The organism is Glycomyces sp. NPDC021274 (genome assembly GCF_040641195.1).
Classification (GTDB): Bacteria; Actinomycetota; Actinomycetes; order Mycobacteriales; family Micromonosporaceae; genus Glycomyces.
Genome location: NZ_JBFADC010000012.1, coordinates 31358 through 47396, shown reverse-complemented (window position 1 = coordinate 47396; position 16039 = coordinate 31358). Strand labels below are relative to the sequence as shown.

Sequence of the window (16039 nt, the reverse complement as noted above, 5' to 3'; positions counted from 1 at the left end):
GGACCGTCGAACGGTCCGGGCCTCGCGTTTGCGGTCGTCTAGAACGCCTTGCCGCGCTGGAGCTCCCGGGCGATGACGATGCGCTGCACCTGGTTGGTGCCTTCGTAGATCTGGGTGATCTTGGCGTCGCGCATCATGCGTTCGAGGGGGAAGTCCTGGGTGTAGCCGTAGCCGCCGAGGATCTGGACCATGTCGGTGGTGATCTGCATGGCCGCGTCGGAGGCGAAGCACTTGGCGGCGGCGCCGAAGTAGGTGAGGTCGGCGTCGCCGCGCTCGGAGCGGGCGGCGGCGGCGTACGTGAGTTCCCTTGCGGCGCTGATCTTCATGGCCGCGTCGGCGAGGAGGAACTGGACGCCTTGGAACGCGGCGATCGGCTTGCCGAACTGCTCGCGTTCGGCCGCGTAGGCGGTGGCGGCGTCGAGCGCGCCCTGGGCGATGCCGAGGGCCTGCGCGGCGATGGTGACGCGGGTGTGGTCGAGGGTGCGCATGGCGAGTGAGAAGCCTTGGCCCGCTTCGCCGATGAGGCGGTCGGCGGGCAGGCGCACCGAGTCGAGGTAGACCTCGGCGGTCGGGGAGCCCTTGATGCCGAGCTTCTTCTCGGGCTTGCCGAAGGAGACGCCCGCGTCGCCCTTCTCGACCACGAACGCCGAGATGCCCTTGGCGCCCGCGCCGGGCTCGGTGACGGCGAAGACGGTGTAGAACTCGCTCACGCCGGCGTTGGTGATCCAGCGCTTGACGCCGTCGAGGACCCAGTGGTCGCCGTCGCGGACGGCGCGGGTGGTCATCGACGCGGCGTCCGAGCCGGCTTCGGGTTCGGAGAGGCAGTAGGAGAACATCGCGTCGCCCGCGGCGACGGGCGGCAGGTAGCGGCGCTTGAGCTCCTCGGAGGCGTCGAGGAGGAGCGGCAGCGAGCCGAGCTTGTTGACGGCGGGGATGAGGGAGGAGGAGGCGCAGGCGCGCGCGACCTCTTCGATGACGATGGCGGTGCCGAGCGCGTCGATGCCCGCCCCGCCGTACTCGGCCGGGATGTGGGGCGCGTGGAGGTCGGCGGACTTGAGCGCCTCGTAGGAGCGCTCGGGGAAGGTCGCGGTCGCGTCGGCCTCGGCGGCGTGCGGGGCGACCCCGGTGTCGCAGACATCGCGGGTCGCCGCCCGGATGTCGGCGTACTCTTCTGGCAGCTGGTAGGGGGTGAACCCGGTGGACATCAGTGGCTCCCGCGTTTGTTACTCGTCAGTACGATGGGCCGAGTGTAGCCCACTGCGGCCGCGACCGGTGATGCCCGCCACCGCGAGTTCTCCACTCCTTCGCCGCAACTTAGGACGAAGTTCATGCGTGAAGCTGAATATACGACTGCGCAGGCCATAGTCGCATTCACGTACAATTCGAGGTCGCCGCGCACGAATCCAACGCATGTACGCACGGGCGCCGCCCCCGACCGGGCGGGCCCGCCGAACGAACAGACAGGGCACCAGATGGCGAACGCGATCCCGACTCCCTCGCAGAACACCACGACCCGGCCCCGCATCGCCTTCCTCGGGTGCGGCTACCTCGGGACGACCTACGCCGTCTGCTTCGCGGAGCTGGGCTACGAGGTGGTCGGATACGACGTCGACGCCGCCAAGATCGAATCGCTCAACACCGGGGTCCTGCCCATCCACGAGCCGGGCCTGCCCGAGCTGCTGAAGAAGAACCTCGACACCGGGCGCCTGCGGTTCACCACCGACATCCAGTCCGTCGCCGACTTCGCCGACGTCCACTTCATCTGCGTCGGCACCCCCCAGCGCAAGGGCGAGCACGGCGCGGACCTCTCCTACATCGAGACCGCCGTCGTCGACCTCTCCAAGCGCCTGAGCCGCAAGGTCCTCATCGTCGGCAAGTCCACCGTGCCCGTGGGCACCGCCACCTGGGTCCAGGAGCTCATCGACCGCCACGCCCCCGAAGGGCTCGGCGTCGAGGTCGGCTGGAGCCCGGAGTTCCTGCAGGAGTCGAACGCGATGCACGACGTCCTGCGCCCCAACCGGATCGTGTACGCGGCCCAGTCCGAATGGGCCTCCCAGCTGCTCAAGGACGTGCACCGCGGCATCCTCGAGCTCGCCGCGGTCGAGGACCGCGAGGTCCCCGTCGTCGAGACCGACCTGGCGACGGCCGAGCTGGTGAAGGTGGCCGCGAACGCGTTCCTGGCCACCAAGATCTCCTTCATCAACGCCATGGCGGACCTGAGCGAGGCCGCGGGCGCCGACGTGGTCGACCTGGCCCGCGCCATCGGCTACGACCAGCGCATCGGCAACAAGTTCCTGCGCGCCGGCATCGGCTTCGGCGGCGGCTGCCTGCCCAAGGACATCCGGGCGCTCTCGGCTCGCGCCGGCGAGCTCGGCGTGGGCGAGTCGTTCCGGTTCCTCGACGAGGTCGACGCCGTGAACACGCGCCGCCGTTCGCACACCGTGCGCGCGGTCGCGGAGCTGGCCGGGCGGTCCTCGGGGCCGAACGGGCCGGACCTCTCGGGGGTGCGCATCGCCTATCTCGGCGCGACGTTCAAGCCCGACACCGACGACATCCGCGACTCGCCCGCGCTCGACATCGCGCGGCGGCTGCGGTCGGCCCGCGCCGACGTGGTCGTGTACGACCCGGAGGGGCTGGAGAACGCGAAGGCGGCCGCGCCGGAGCTGAGTTTCGTGAAGACCCTCCCCGAGGCCGTCGCGGGCGCCGACGTGGTGTGCGCGATGGTGCCGTGGGAGGAGTTCCGCACGCTCGACCCGGAGGCGCTGGGCCGGCAGGTGGCCGAGCGGCGCATCCTCGACGGCATGAACGCGTTCGACCCGGTGCAGTGGCGCAAGCACGGCTGGTCGTACCAGGGCATCGGCCGCTAGACTCGGAAACGCGAATTCCCCGAACCGCCCGGCGCGCACGACGCGCCGGGCGGTTCGTTCGTCAATTCGCGAGGTTCACCCGGGTGAAGGGCCAGGCGTGCGGGGGGCGGTCGATGAGCTCTTCGGGCGGGTCGGGGAGGCGGCGGGGCGGGCGGGGTCCGACGGCGATCACGACGACCCGGTCCCCGGAGATGAACACCTCGGCGCGCACCTCGGGGTCGGCGACGGCGTGCACGCCCTCGTCGAGCACCCAGCGGAGCAGCTCGGCCCCGCGCCCCTCGGCGGCCTTGGCCTCCCACATCAGCGTGTCCACCGCTACTCCTCTACTGCCTCAGTGCCTTTCAGGCCGTCCCAGCGGCGGGCGCGGGGGTGCTCGAGTCCGAACTGGTCGAGCGTCCGCGCCACCACGTGGTCCACGATGTCCTCGATCGTCTCAGGCCGGTTGTAGAACGCGGGCACCGGCGGCAGCACGACCGCGCCCATGCGCGAGAGCGCCAGCAGGTTCTCCAGGTGGATCTCCGAGAGCGGGCTCTCGCGGGCCAGCAGCACGAGCCGGCGGCGCTCCTTGAGCGTCACGTCGGCGGCCCGCCCGATCAGCCCTTCGGTGTAGCCGGTGCGGACGGCGGCGACGGTCTTCATCGAGCACGGCGCGATCACCATCCCGTCGGTGCGGAACGACCCCGAGGAGATCGGCGCGGCCTGCTCCCCCGCGCCCCAGGCGTGGTCGGCGAGCGCGGTGACCTCGGCGGGCGTGTAGGGGGTCTCGAGGCGGAGGGTCGTGCGGGCCCAGCGGCTCATGACGAGGTGGGTCTCGACGCCCTCGAGTTCGCGGAGCGCTTCCAGGAGCCGGACGCCGAAGATCGCCCCGGTCGCTCCGGTGATGCCGACGACGAGTCGCATGTCCCCTCCGCCTTTCCTCGAAATGTGGCCCATCGCACTTACAATCACGACATGGTTCGTCACAAGCTGTACATAGCGGCCGCTGCGGTGCTGCTGCTGCTCGCACTCGCCTGGGTCTGGCCAGAGGGCGACGAGCCGCCCGCGAGTGCGACGACCGCGACCGAGCCTACTGCGCCGGACTCGCCTTCGCCTGCGAGCGAGGGCGAGAGGGAGGCCGAGGACACCGACGCGCCCGCTGCGCCGGACTCGTCGGCGCCACCGCCGGAGCCGAGCGCCACGGGCCCCGCGCCGACCGACCCGGCGTCCTCCCCGCCGCCCGCCGCGTCGTCGCCGCCCCCGGCGGCCGAGCCGGCCGCGAACACGTACGACGGGCCCTTGGGGACCCGCAACCACACCGGGGACGACCGGGTGGCGCTCACGTTCGACGACGGGCCCTCGCCCGTATGGACCCCGAAGGTGCTGGACATGCTGCGCGAGCAGGGGGTCAAGGCGACGTTCTGCCTGATCGGGGCGTACGCGGAGGCGTACCCGGAGCTGGTGGCGGACATCGCGCGCGAGGGCCACACGCTGTGCAACCACTCGTGGTTCCACGAGTTCGACCTGGGCAAGTGGAGCGAAGCGGAGATCCGGGCCAACCTGCAGCGCACGAACGACGCGATCGTGAAGGCCGCGCCGGGCGCCGAGGTGCGGTACTTCCGGCACGCGGGCGGGCAGTGGACGGACCGGGCGATCGCGGTGGCCGCGGACCTGGGCATGGAGTCGCTGCACTGGACCGTGGACCCCTCGGACTGGGACAACGCGGTGACCGAGGCGCAGATTCGCGAGCACGTGCTCGACCGCAGCGCACCGGGCACGATCGTGCTGCTGCACGACGGCGCCTCGAACCAGGCGGACATGTGCGGGGCGCTCAAGTCGATCTTCGCGGAGTTCTCACGCCGCGGCTACGTGTACACGGCCCTGTAAGCCGCCTCCCCGCAGTCGCACCGTCAGCTGCCCTGCGTCGAACGCGCCGAGCGCTCCCGGCCGCACGTAGGACTCGACCACGGCCGCACGCAACACGGGTGCCGCCGCCGCTGCGAGCGGCCGCGCGTCAGGCCCGACCAAGGCCGCGCCCGACGCGGCTACCGCCCCCGCTGCGAGGTCAGCGCAGGCCGGCGGGCATCTTGCGGCCGGGCAGGAGCGCGAGGAACGCGAGGGCGATCAGGCCGACGCTCATGGCCGCCTGGACCGGGAACGCCAGCCCGAGCATCCCGCCGCCGCTGCCGCCGCCCGACCCGCCCTCGTCGATCGGCCGCGACTCGGGCGACGCGCCGTCGGGGGCAGGGTCGGGGGTGCCGTCCCCGTCGGTGTCCTCACCGTCGGTGTCGGAGGTGCCGTCGCCGTCGTAGCTGGGGCTCGGGGTGGGCGAGCCGGGCGGGATCGGGTAGGTCTCGTCGGCGTTCGTCCAGTCCACATGGGAAATAGCGGATCGGCTTTCAGTGGCGGCATCGGTCGCGCTCAGGCTCCCGAGAATCGCGGGCAGCGAGAAGAGGCCCGCCACCCCGATCACGGTCGCGGCGAGCACCAGACGCGAGAGCCGGAACTTGCGCACAGGTACACCTTAGTCGTGGGAGACCAGCGATGCGCGCCTGTCGGGGCATGTAACCCGATCGAGTTCGCTTGGCGGTCAAGCATGACGGCCCGTTGGGGCCCGATCGCGCTGCGGCGGCGCGGGTTTCGGCGGGTCAGGCGGCGGCCGCGCGCGAGGCGCGGACCGTGCCGGCGACGACCGCGCCGACGAAGACCGCGGCGACATAGACCGCGAGCGCCCCGTAGACCACAGTGGCCACTGCCGGAACGGTGGCCACTGCGATGGCGGCGGCCGCGATCGCGATGAGGCTGCGCGCGGGCCAGCCGAGGCCGAGGTCGCGGCGGGCCACCGGCGAGGCGGCCTTGTCCAGCCCCGCGGCGAGGTCGTAGAAGTACAGCGCGATCACGGTGAGCAGCAGGTACAGGACCGGCCAGGACACGCCCGCCGCGATCCCGGCCGCACCGATCGCGCCGAGCTCGACCGCGCGGAGCCCGGCGGGGATGAACCAGTCGAGGAGGCCTTCGTGGTCGGTGCGGGCCACTGAGGCGGCGAGGACCAGCGCCAGCGCGGCGAGCCCGAACGGCGCCCACGGGGGCGTGCCGAGCGCGGCGGCGAGCACCGCGGCGCCGGCGGCGGCCACGGCGGCGGCGGTCGCCGCGAACGGCGTCATGTCGCCCCCGACGGGGCTGCGGGGCACGAGCTTGCCGAGGGGCCCGTCGTCGCGGTGCGCGGACCGGTCGGGGCGGCGCAGTGCGGCGGTGCGGGCGGCGAGGGAGCGGAGGGTGCGTCCGGCGGTCGTGTAGCCGAGGGCGAGGAGCTGCCAGACGAGGAGCGCGGCGAGCGCGGCCTGCGGCCCGAAGGCGACGGCGGCGACGGCCAGGAGGAGCCAGCGTTCGCCGACGGGGGCGACGATGGTGCGCTTGATCCAGTACAGCGGGGTGCGGTGGGCGCCCATGACCTGCTCGGAGGCGGAGCCGAGGCGCTGGCCGAGGTGGGCGGCGCGGCCGACTGGCGGCGCGGATTCGCGCTTGCGGGCCTGGCGGACGACGGCGGTGTCGAGGAGGACGGCGTACCAGGTGTCGGCGGTGTGCCGGATGGTCTGGGTGGCCATGGCGCCGATCGCGAGGCCCCAGGCGGCGGGCGCGGGGACGCCGCTGGCGGTCGCGCCGGCGGCGAGGCCGGCGTAGATGAGGAACTCCTTGGAGCGGTCGGCCATCATGTCGAGCCAGCCGCCGAAGGACGAGAAGTTCTGGGTGTAGCGGGCGAGCTGGCCGTCGACGCAGTCGAAGACGAAGCTGCAGTACATGAGGACCGCGGCGGCGAGGTACCAGAGCCGCTCGTCGGCCTGCTGCGTCCAGCCGGTGGCGAAGATCCCGGCGGCGGCGACGGCGAGCGCGATGGACACCCAGGTGACGGGGGTGGGGGTCCAGCCGAGGCGGGCGCCGAGCTTGACGAGCCGGGGGGTCCAGGTGGAGACGGCGTACGTGGCGAAGAAGTCGTCGTCGTGCTTGATGGCGTTCTTGAGCCGCCACGCGTCCATGTCGACCGCTTCGATGGCGGCGATGGTCGCGAGGGCTTCGTCGGCGCTGCCGACCTGGCGGTGCTCGAGGCCGGCGGTGCGGTAGGCGTTGACGGGGATGGCGCGGGCGTGGAGGGCCGCGAGGACGGACGCGAACGCGTCGCCTTCCGCGCGGCGCGGCCAGTGCCGTTTGAGGCGGGCCAGGTGGGCGGCGGAGACCTTCGCGAGGCCGCCGAGGCGGTCCGGTCCGGGGCCGGGGCCGGTGACCAGGCCGCGTTCACAGTTGACCGGGGCGGCGGTGGGGTCGTCGCCGCCGACGAGCACGCCGGAGCGGCGCGAGGAGTCGGACAGGACCGCGGCGACGGTGGTCGGGGACGCCACGAGGTCGGCGCAGGCGACGTAGAGCGCCCCGCCGTTCTCGGCGGCGAACGCGAGTTCACCGAGGTGGCGCAGGTCGGTGTTCGCGTCCGCCGACTCGATCTGGGCGGCCTTCACGGGCCGGTCCGTCCCGGGCCGGGTGAGCACGGTGACGTCGTCGCAGCCGGCGTCGCGGATCTGCGCGATGAGCCGGTCCAGGACGGTGGTGTCTTCGGTTGTCTCGGCGTGGCCGCCCGGAGCCGGCAGGATGACGGCTCGGCTCACGTGGCCGCCTCGGCCGCTCCCGGGACGAGGGCGGGGGCGGCGGCGGCCTGCTCAGCGGCGGCCGCGGCCGCCTGCTGGCGCCGCTTCTTCGCGGCCTTGGCGTCGGCGTCGCGCTTCTCGGCGGCCTTGTAGGCGTCGAGGGCCTCTTCGACGGTGCCGTCGGTCTCGAGGGTGCCGGCGTCGAGGAAGATGCCGCGCTTGCAGTACTTCTTCAGGTCGCCTTCGGAGTGGGAGACGAACACGAGGGTGCGGCCCTCTTTGAGGAGCCCGGCGATGACGGCCTGGCATTTGCGCTTGAACGCGGCGTCGCCGACGGCGAGCGCCTCGTCGACCAGGAGGATCGGGTGCGGCAGCTGGGTGATGACGCCGAAGCCGAGGCGCACCTTCATGCCCGAGGAGTAGTGCTTCAGGGGCGTGTCCATGAAGTCCTCGAGTTCGGAGAACTCGACGATCTCGTCGTACTTGGCCTTGATCTCCTTGCTGCTCATGCCGTGCAGCGCGCCCACGAGGTTGACGTTCTCGCGGCCGGTGAGGTCGCCGGAGAAGCCCGCGGACAGCGCGATGAGCGGGGCCACGCGGCCTTCGCGGCGCACGTACCCCTCGTCGGGGATGAGGACGCCGGTGATCAGGCGCAGCAGCGTGGACTTGCCGGTGCCGTTGCGGCCGATGATGCCGACGGCGTCGCCGGGGAAGATGTCGAAGTTGACGTGGCGCAGGGGCCAGAAGTCCTGCGCCGAGGCGCCCTTCTGGTTGGCCGAGCGCCTGACGAACAGGTCTTTGACCCGGCCTTTCTTCTGCTTGCCTTTCGCGAAGCAGATCCCGAGGTCACGAGCCTGAATGATCGGCTCTTCCATGGGGGCGGCCCTCCCGGACAGGTGGTTGACACAGCGCGCCAATAGTACCGCCCGGTCGTTTTCGGCAGCTCGCGGCAGATCCGAGAGCTTCCTCATGCCCGCCGCTCCGGGCCCGGTCAGGCCGCGCGGTCGCCTTCGGCGGCGCGGCGCCGCTCCGCTGCCAGGCGTTCGACCTCGAACGCGGCGAGGATGCGACGGAGCGTGACCTCAGCACGCTCGGCCGACGCGCGCGCCTCCAGCCGCGTCTGGCGGCTCTCGTTCCACACCAGCCCCAGGGCCCCCAAGGTGACCAGGCTCATCAGCGATGAGACGACCCACACCAGGCGCTGTTCGCCGAGGACGGTGACGGCGAGCAGTCCGAGAGCCGCGAGGCCGCCAGCGACGGCGGCGACCCGCACGGGCGAGGGCCGGCCGAACCGGATGTAGACGGCTTTCAGCTTCTGCTTCATCGGAGGCACTCTCATCTGGCGGCGGGACTGGGCACGGCCGGGGACTCGGCCGGGTCTTCGGGGGCGGCGCCGGGCGCGGCGGGGTGCGGGAGGGCCCCGTTCGCCGGGGCTTCGCTCGATGCGGCACCGTCCGCGGGGGTGCTCGTCGTTGCAGCGCCGTTCTCGGAGGCGCGGTTTTCAGATGCACCGTTTTGGGAGGCACGGTCTTCAGATGCACGGTCTTCAGGCGCACTGCCGAGGAGGTCGGCGACGAGCTGCCGGTAGGCGTCGTGGCTGAACCGCTCCCGGACCCGCTGCTGGGCGAGGGCGCTGCGGGCGAGGAACCGCTCGGGGTCGGCGTACAGCCCGTCCACCAGTCCCACCACTTCGGACGGTTCGCAGTAGAGGGCGGCGTCGCCGAACGTCGGCTCGAACCGGGGCGGCAGGACCGTGACGCACCCGGCCGCGAGCGCCTCGAGGACGGCCCGGCCGAACGCCTCGTACTGCTGCGGGTGCGGGAAGTAGATCCAGAAGTCCAGCTGGTACAGGAACGATTCGACGTCGGTCTCGTCGAAGCCGTAGCAGGTCCACGCCGCGGGCGGGTCCTCGCCGGTGATCGCCGCGACCGACCCGGCCCCGCCCATGATCCGCACGTCCCAGCGCCCGTCCCCGGGGTAGATCAGCGGCAGGTCGGCGGCTGTGGGCCACTTCGTCCGGTCGTCGCGCGAATGCCGCCCGACCACCGGCAGCACCGACCGGAACCCGGTGCGGGCCGGGGCGATGTCAGCGGTGTCGAGGATCCCCGGCATGTCGAAGTCCGCCAGCGCGGTCGCGGTCAGGCCCTCCTGCGCGGGCCCCGCGGGCGTGAGCGCCTCGCGCACCTGCGGGCCCTGCGGCACCCAGAGCGGTTCGACGCCGAACATGTCGATCGCGTTGGCGTGGCAGGCGTCCGGTACGTACCGGGTGTCGGAGCCGTCGCGCTCGTGCGGGGCCTGGTTGGCGAGCACCACCATCCGCCGCGGGCGCACGCCCGAGCGCTCCCCGGAGCGGAACTGCAGGATCGGCGGGTACCGCAGCACCAGCAGGTCGCACACGACGTCGTCGGTGACCAGGACCTGCTCCACGAGCCCGGCGTTGACGAGCCGCTGGAACGGCGCGCACATCGGCCGGTCCTCCACGGTCATGTGCCGCCACGACTCCAAGTGCATGACCGCGACCTTAAGCCCTGCGGCCGTGAGTGCTTTGACCTCCTCGATCATCGACTTCTGCGGGCCGCCGAAGGGCCGCCAGTCGAGGCAGAACACGACGTCGAAGCGGCGCTGGCGCTGCTCCGCGCGGGCCACGGCCGCGTGGTAGGGGGCCCAGAACGGGCGCTGGGCCGGGGCCCGCGGCAGATACGGGTCGGCGCCGGCGCGGATCGCGTCGTGCCACAGCGGGTACGCGGACTGGTAGGCGCGGCGCGCCGGGTGCTTCCAGCCGGGCCCGAACTCCTCACGCGAGAGCGAGCCGGGCGCCTGGCGCATGATCGTGTCGCGCACGCCGTGGAGGCGGCGCACCGCGCCGTCGCCGAACGCGGCCGCGATCCGGTGCAGGAACTCCGTGTCGGCGCCCTTGCGGACCTCGTCGTAGTAGCCGATCCGGTCGAGCACGCTGCGGCGGAACATCATCGAAGCGGTCGAGACCGTGGTGAGGACCCTGCCCGGGCGGGTCACGGTGAGGTCCTCGTTGCACAGGAACGCCTCCCCGTACGTCAACTGCAGCGCCGGGTCGGCCAGCAGCGGCGCGACCGACCGCGCGAGCCGCCCGGGCGCGGCCCAGTCGTCCGAGTCCAGGCCCGTCACGTAATCGCCGGTGAGGGCGTCGAACGCGGTGTTGCGGGCCGCGAACGTGCCGCCGTTGGCTTCACGGCGGATCACCCGCACCCGGTCGTCCAGGGCCGCGACCGCATCGAGGACGGCGTCGAACTCGGGGCCCGAGGCGTCGTCGACGACGAGCACCTCCAGGTTCGTCCACGCGCCGTCGAGCAGCGAGCGGACCGCCGTGAGCAGGGCCCGGCCGGGCCGGTACGCCGTCATCACCACCGAGATCCGCGGACCGGACTGCACCTTCGGCGTCGGCGCGGCGCGCAGCCGGTCGAACCACGGCAGCAGCTCCCCGTCCACCGAGGCCGGGCCCAGCCGCAGCTCGCGGCGGCCCGCGAGCGCGCCGAACCGCTTGACCCACGCCGGCTCGTCGCCGCCCGCGTCAGGATGCGCGAGGTCGGCGACCAGCGCGCCGCGCTCCAGCGCCGGCAGGTGCCTGCCGTAGCGGCGCAGCAGGCCACGGGTCTTGGCCAGGTCGCCGAGGACGTACGCGAGCTGCGTGTGGACGGCCGCCTCGCGAGGGCTCACGCGGCGGACCCCGCCCACCTCGAGCGCCAGGTCGAACAGCGCCAAGGCGTCCCGCCGGTCCTGTTCACCCCCCGTCTGGAGGCCCACGACCCGCGCGAGCGACGCCAGCGCCGCCGCGTTCACCTCCAGTTCCCTCACGGCCGCGGCGTCGCGATGGTGTGCGGCAGCGATGAGCCCGGGGAGGTCGAGGCGGCGGGTCGCGGCGCGGGCGAGCAGGTGGCGGGCACCGGGAGAGCGGGTGCGCAGCGCGGTCGCGCTCAGCGTTCCCGGAGCCCGTTCCCCCGCACGCACCAGGAGGTCGTCGGTGAGTCGGCCCGGATAACGCGCGGTCTCGTCAGCTCTGTGCATCTCGTCCGTTCATCTCCAGGTTGCATTCCGCCCAGATCTTCGCGTGTCCAATGGCAATAATGCTGAATTGAATGCGAACAATTGTCCTCAGTCGCGTAAACAGATGCTGAACTGGGAAGCCGGTCAATCCTCATGAATGGGTTCGGGATATCGTGGGCGCGAAATGAGCGACTCACCGAAACGCCCGCGCATCGTCCGCAACGACTATAGGGCCCTGCACCCGCCCACCTCGGGTGATTGGCAGCCGAGTCTCGCGGTGAGCGTCGTCGTCCCAGCCTATGGGGGCCAGGACGAACTGGATCTGGTATTGGCGGCCCTTGCGGCCCAGTCGTATCCGCCGGACCTCATGGAAGTCGTCGTCGTCGACGACAATTCGACGCCGCCCCTGCGCCTGCCCGACCTGCGCCCGGAGCACACGAGACTGGTCGTCACCACCGGGGAGTCCTGGGGTTCCGCCCACGCGGTCAACACCGGCGTGAACCACGCGGACGGGCAGGTCGTGCTGCGCCTGGACGCCGACATGGTCGCCTACCGCGACCATGTGGAGGCGCAGATGCGCTGGCACCACGCCGCCGACTACCTGGCGGTGCTGGGCCACAAGCGGTTCGTCGAATGGGAGCCCGGGCGGTTCACCCCCGAGCAGGTCCACGAAAAGGTCCTCGCCGGCGAGGCCGCGGCCCTGTTCGCCGTCGAGGACGCGAAACCGCACTGGGTCGAGAACGTCATCGCCGACACCGCCGGACTCGTCCAGCACCACCCCGGGATCTTCCGGGTCTTCGTGGGCGCCACCAACTCCGTGCACCGCGACTTCTTCAAGACCGTGGGCGGACTCGACACCGACCTGCGGCTCGGCTCCGACACCGAGTTCGCGTACCGGCTCGCGCAGGCCGGGGCCGTGTTCGTCCCCGAGACCACCTCCTCCGCGTGGCACCTGGGGATGCCGCAGATGGTGCAGAAGTGGGACGAGGGCCGCCACCAGCGCGTGCCCTACATCGCGCAGCGCGTGCCCCTGCACGGCATGCGCCGGACCGCGCCGCCGCGCGCCTGGCGGGTCCCCCTGGTGGACATGGTCGTCGACGTCGCCGACGCGACCGCCGCCGACGTCGACGCGTGCGTCGCAGCCGTCCTCTCCGGACCCGACGGAGACGTGCGCATCACCCTCGTCACCGGCCAGGGCCCCGCCCCGCAGGACCGCACGTCGATCCTCGCCGGCGACGGCGCGCAACTGCGCCTCATCGAAGAGACCTACGACGCCGAAACGCGCGTCCGCGTCACCACCGAAACGCCCCCGCCCGACCCCGCCGCACCCTACCGGCTCGTACTCCCCCGCCCCGTCCCGCTGCGCGCCAACAGCGTCGGCAAGCTCATCGCGGCCATGGAACGAGCCGACGCCGGCCTCGTCCTCGCGGCCCTGCCCGACGCGCCGCCCGCACGGCTCGAACGCACCGCAGCGTTCGCCCGCGCCCGCCACATCACCGGCGGCAACGGCCTCGACCAAGTGGTCGCCGGCATCTGGGGAGCCGCCCGGTACGACGGGCTCGCCGCCCGCGAAGCCGAAGCCACGGTCTATGAACCCGGCCCGCCCGACGCGGCCAGGCGCCTCGCACGCCGCTTCTTCGACGCCCGCCAGCGCGCGCGCCTGCGCGCCCTGCTCCGGCGGTGACCGCCATGCCCCCACCCGCACTGCGCGGCAACGACTACGGGCCGCTGGTGCGCCCCGGCGACGACTGGGAGCCCGCACTCAGCGTCAGCATCGTCATCCCCGCCCACGGCCAGCAGGACAAACTCGACGTCACCCTCGCCTCCCTCGCCGCCCAGACCTACCCGGCCCGGCTGCTCGAAGTCGTCGTGGTCGACGACGGCTCCGACCCGCCACTGCGGCTCCCGCAAATACGGCCGGAATCGACGCGGATCGTCCCGCCGCTGCCCGGCGGATGGGCATCGGCGCACGCCACGAACTCCGGTGTCGCCCAAAGCGACGGCGACGTCGTACTGCGCCTGGACGCCGACATGCTCGCATTCCCCGACCATGTCGCCTCCCAGCTGCGCTGGCACCACACGGCCGACTACCTGGCTGTACTGGGACACAAGCGGTTCGTGGACTACCAGCCGGGCGACCTCGACCCCGCAGTCGTCTTCGACACGGTGCGCGCCGGCAAGGCCGGAGAGCTCTTCGACCACGAGTCCTCCCAACCCCAGTGGATCGAGCAGATCATCGACGCCACGGCCGGACTGCGCCAAGCCGACCACCGGGCGTTCCGCGTGCTCGTCGGCGCGTCGTTCTCCGTGCACCGCAGCCTGTTCACGGCCGCAGGCGGCATGGACGCCGACGTCCTGCTCGGCTCCGACACGATCTTCGGGTACCGCCTGCACCAGGCCGGGGCCGTGTTCGTCCCCGACGACAATTCCTCCGCATGGCATCTGGGCCCCCGGCAGATCGCCGAACGCGGCGCGCTCGCCAAGGCCTACCGGCGCCCGCGCATCGCCAACCGGGTGCCCGAACTCGACCTGAAGCGGCCCAGGGCCGCCCGCGGCTGGGAGACACCGCTCGCCGACGTGGTCGTGGACACGGCCGACGCCTCGGCCCCCGACCTCGACCTCAGCCTGAACCTCGAGTCGATTGTGGACACACTGCTGTGCGGTGCCGCACCCGACGTCCGGGTCACGCTCCTCGGCGACTGGCCCGAACCGCACCCCGGCCGGCACCCGATGCTCGACGACCCCCACCTCGACGCGCGACTCCTCCTCGAATCGTTCCGCGGCGAGAGCCGCGTGCGCTTCGCCGCCGACTTCACGCCCGACCCGAAGGTGCCCTACGTGATCCGCATGCCCGCAGCCGTACGGCCGGGACCGGACGCCGTCGCATCGCTCGTCGCCTACGCGAACCAGCACCGCCTCGGCCTCGTCGAAGTGGCCGCCCCCGAAGGCGCGGTCCGCCTGGAACGCACCGCCGCCGCCGCACGAGCCGCACACCTCGGCGTCGGCATCGACGCAGTCTGGGGCAGCGCCCGCCTCGCCGGGCCGCTCGGCGACGCGCTCGCCGGTTCAGGAACCGGAGACGCGCGGAGCGGGCAGCGAGGACTGCGCGGGAAGGCCCGAGGCCTCCTCCGCCGCATGCGGGACCACTGACGCGCCGACCGAACTGTTCGCGGACGACGCCTCGACCTCCGACGCCGTCGACTCCGGCGCGGGCACCGGCCCGCGCTGCGCACCGTTCCGGTTGACCCGCTTCGCGATCCGGTACACCTGCCGGAACGCCTCATAACCCACATAGGCGCGGGCCGCCAGAAGCCGCTGCTTCAGACCGGTGACGCCAGCGGCAGGCTGCCAGGCGTCCGCACCGGGGTGGTAGCGGCGGTACAGCTCAGAGGTGCGCCGGAAGAACTCCCGGCGCTTCTTCGGCTCCACCCGCTCCGTGTTGCCGATCACGAGCAGCAGATGCCACACCATGTGGTTGAACAGGGCCACACGGACCCCCGCGTCGTCGACGTCCTCGAAATCGTCCCAGGTCCGCTGCCACTGCGTGAACACGTCGAAGTGGCGGTCGTCGCGGGTGCGGGTGATCGAGGACCCGGCGCGCTGGCGCCACTGGTAGCAGCATTCGACGACGACCGCGATGCGCTCGGCGCGGCGCAGCAGCGCGTAGGTCCAGGGGATGTCGGTGTACCAGCCGGTGGGGAAGCCCAGGTCGATGCCGTTGAGGAACTCGCGGCGCGAGACCTTCGTCCACGGGGTGTGCGTGTAGTCGACGATGCGCGGCCATTCCGCGAGCGTGAAGCCGCTCGGATCGGCCGGGCAGTGCGCGGCGAGCTCGGGGAGTTCGCCGGTCTCGATGACGCCGGTGTCGCGCCGCTTCTCGTGCTGGACGAGGACGACGTCGGGCGGGCGGGGGCCGGCCACGGCCTTGAGGACCCGTTCGACCGCGCCGGGCTTGAGCTCGTCGTCGGCGTCGACGAACCACACGTAGTCGCCCTTCGCCTGGGCCAGACCGAAGTTGCGGGCCGGGCCCGAGCCGGCGTTCGCGGGGGTCGTGACGACCTTGATGCGCCCGTCGCGGGCCGCGTAGCGCTCGGCGACGGCGCGGGAGCCGTCGGGCGAGCAGTCGTCGACGACGACGACCTCGAGCTCGTCTGCGCCGTGAGCACCGGTGCCGCCGCCGACGACGGTGTCGAGGCAACCGGGGAGGTACTCCTCGGCCTCGAATACGGGGATGACAATGCTCAGAGCGGGCATGGATCGATAGTAGCCCCAGCGGCACACAAGGATTGCTCAGTGAATAGGACCGGGATCACGCCGCGGAAAGGACGTCAGTGCATGTAAACGGCGGATTTCCACCGACATTGCGAAACCATTCCGCGCTCCGCGTCGCGGTACAAAGAATGGTGAACTCTTTCCGAGCACAAGGTGAACAACCCGGCAATGCGACGAATGGCTTGACCACAGGTGTCGCGGGAATGAACGAGTGACCTACAAGGACCTGCGTCTGCCCTGGTCAGGGAAGCGGTGTTCGCCATTGCTAAT

Annotated in this window: 13 protein-coding genes; 4 read left to right on the top strand and 9 right to left on the bottom strand. The window is 72.0% G+C overall.

What is annotated here, in order from left to right; genetic code table 11:
* Positions 1-38: 38 nt before the first annotated feature.
* The gene (locus AB0I03_RS22135) at positions 39-1205 is read right to left on the bottom strand and encodes an acyl-CoA dehydrogenase family protein (RefSeq protein ID WP_360415770.1); all 1167 of its coding nucleotides are present in this window, start codon (positions 1203-1205) and stop codon (positions 39-41) included.
* Between the two features lie 267 nt (positions 1206-1472).
* Between AB0I03_RS22135 and AB0I03_RS22130 the strand changes: the two genes are divergently transcribed.
* Complete coding sequence (locus tag AB0I03_RS22130) at positions 1473-2867, top strand: UDP-glucose/GDP-mannose dehydrogenase family protein (RefSeq protein ID WP_360415768.1); 1395 nt, start codon at positions 1473-1475, stop codon at positions 2865-2867.
* Positions 2868-2928: 61 nt separating this feature from the next.
* Here AB0I03_RS22130 and AB0I03_RS22125 read toward each other — a convergent pair whose 3' ends face one another.
* Together AB0I03_RS22125 and AB0I03_RS22120 are read right to left on the bottom strand one after the other, a co-directional pair.
* Positions 2929-3180 carry a hypothetical protein gene (locus tag AB0I03_RS22125; protein WP_360415766.1) on the bottom strand — a complete coding sequence of 84 codons (252 nt, stop codon included), beginning with the start codon at positions 3178-3180 and terminating at the stop codon, positions 2929-2931.
* Positions 3181-3182: 2 nt separating this feature from the next.
* Complete coding sequence (locus AB0I03_RS22120; RefSeq protein ID WP_360415764.1) at positions 3183-3767, bottom strand: non-oxidative hydroxyarylic acid decarboxylases subunit B; 585 nt, start codon at positions 3765-3767, stop codon at positions 3183-3185.
* 51 nt (positions 3768-3818) lie between these two features.
* Between AB0I03_RS22120 and AB0I03_RS22115 the strand changes: the two genes are divergently transcribed.
* On the top strand, positions 3819-4730 hold the full coding sequence (locus tag AB0I03_RS22115; protein WP_360415762.1) for a polysaccharide deacetylase family protein: 912 nt from the start codon (positions 3819-3821) through the stop codon (positions 4728-4730).
* 178 nt (positions 4731-4908) lie between these two features.
* Here AB0I03_RS22115 and AB0I03_RS22110 read toward each other — a convergent pair whose 3' ends face one another.
* From AB0I03_RS22110 to AB0I03_RS22090, 5 genes are all read right to left on the bottom strand, one after another.
* Positions 4909-5358: a hypothetical protein gene (locus tag AB0I03_RS22110; protein ID WP_360415760.1), complete on the bottom strand. Its 450-nt coding sequence runs from the start codon at positions 5356-5358 to the stop codon at positions 4909-4911.
* 133 nt (positions 5359-5491) lie between these two features.
* Positions 5492-7498 carry a CDP-alcohol phosphatidyltransferase family protein gene (locus tag AB0I03_RS22105; RefSeq protein ID WP_360415758.1) on the bottom strand — a complete coding sequence of 669 codons (2007 nt, stop codon included), beginning with the start codon at positions 7496-7498 and terminating at the stop codon, positions 5492-5494.
* Positions 7495-8352, bottom strand: coding sequence for an ABC transporter ATP-binding protein (locus AB0I03_RS22100; RefSeq protein WP_360415756.1), 858 nt, complete (start codon positions 8350-8352; stop codon positions 7495-7497). Before AB0I03_RS22100 ends, AB0I03_RS22105 begins: the two co-directional genes overlap by 4 nt.
* 116 nt (positions 8353-8468) lie before the next feature.
* Positions 8469-8801, bottom strand: a complete 333-nt coding sequence (locus AB0I03_RS22095; protein WP_360415754.1) for a hypothetical protein — start codon at positions 8799-8801, stop codon at positions 8469-8471.
* A gap of 11 nt (positions 8802-8812) precedes the next feature.
* Entirely contained in the window at positions 8813-11518 is a 2706-nt protein-coding gene (locus AB0I03_RS22090; RefSeq protein ID WP_360415752.1) for a glycosyltransferase, read from the bottom strand.
* Positions 11519-11681: 163 nt separating this feature from the next.
* On the opposite strand from AB0I03_RS22090, the gene AB0I03_RS22085 reads away from it, so the two are divergent.
* The gene (locus AB0I03_RS22085; RefSeq protein WP_360415750.1) at positions 11682-13181 is read left to right on the top strand and encodes a glycosyltransferase family 2 protein; all 1500 of its coding nucleotides are present in this window, start codon (positions 11682-11684) and stop codon (positions 13179-13181) included.
* A gap of 5 nt (positions 13182-13186) precedes the next feature.
* The gene (locus AB0I03_RS22080) at positions 13187-14647 is read left to right on the top strand and encodes a glycosyltransferase family A protein (protein WP_360415748.1); all 1461 of its coding nucleotides are present in this window, start codon (positions 13187-13189) and stop codon (positions 14645-14647) included.
* On the opposite strand, the gene AB0I03_RS22075 is transcribed toward AB0I03_RS22080, so the two are convergent.
* Positions 14564-15751, bottom strand: a complete 1188-nt coding sequence (locus AB0I03_RS22075) for a glycosyltransferase family 2 protein (RefSeq protein WP_360415746.1) — start codon at positions 15749-15751, stop codon at positions 14564-14566. The genes AB0I03_RS22080 and AB0I03_RS22075 overlap by 84 nt on opposite strands.
* Positions 15752-16039: the final 288 nt, after the last annotated feature.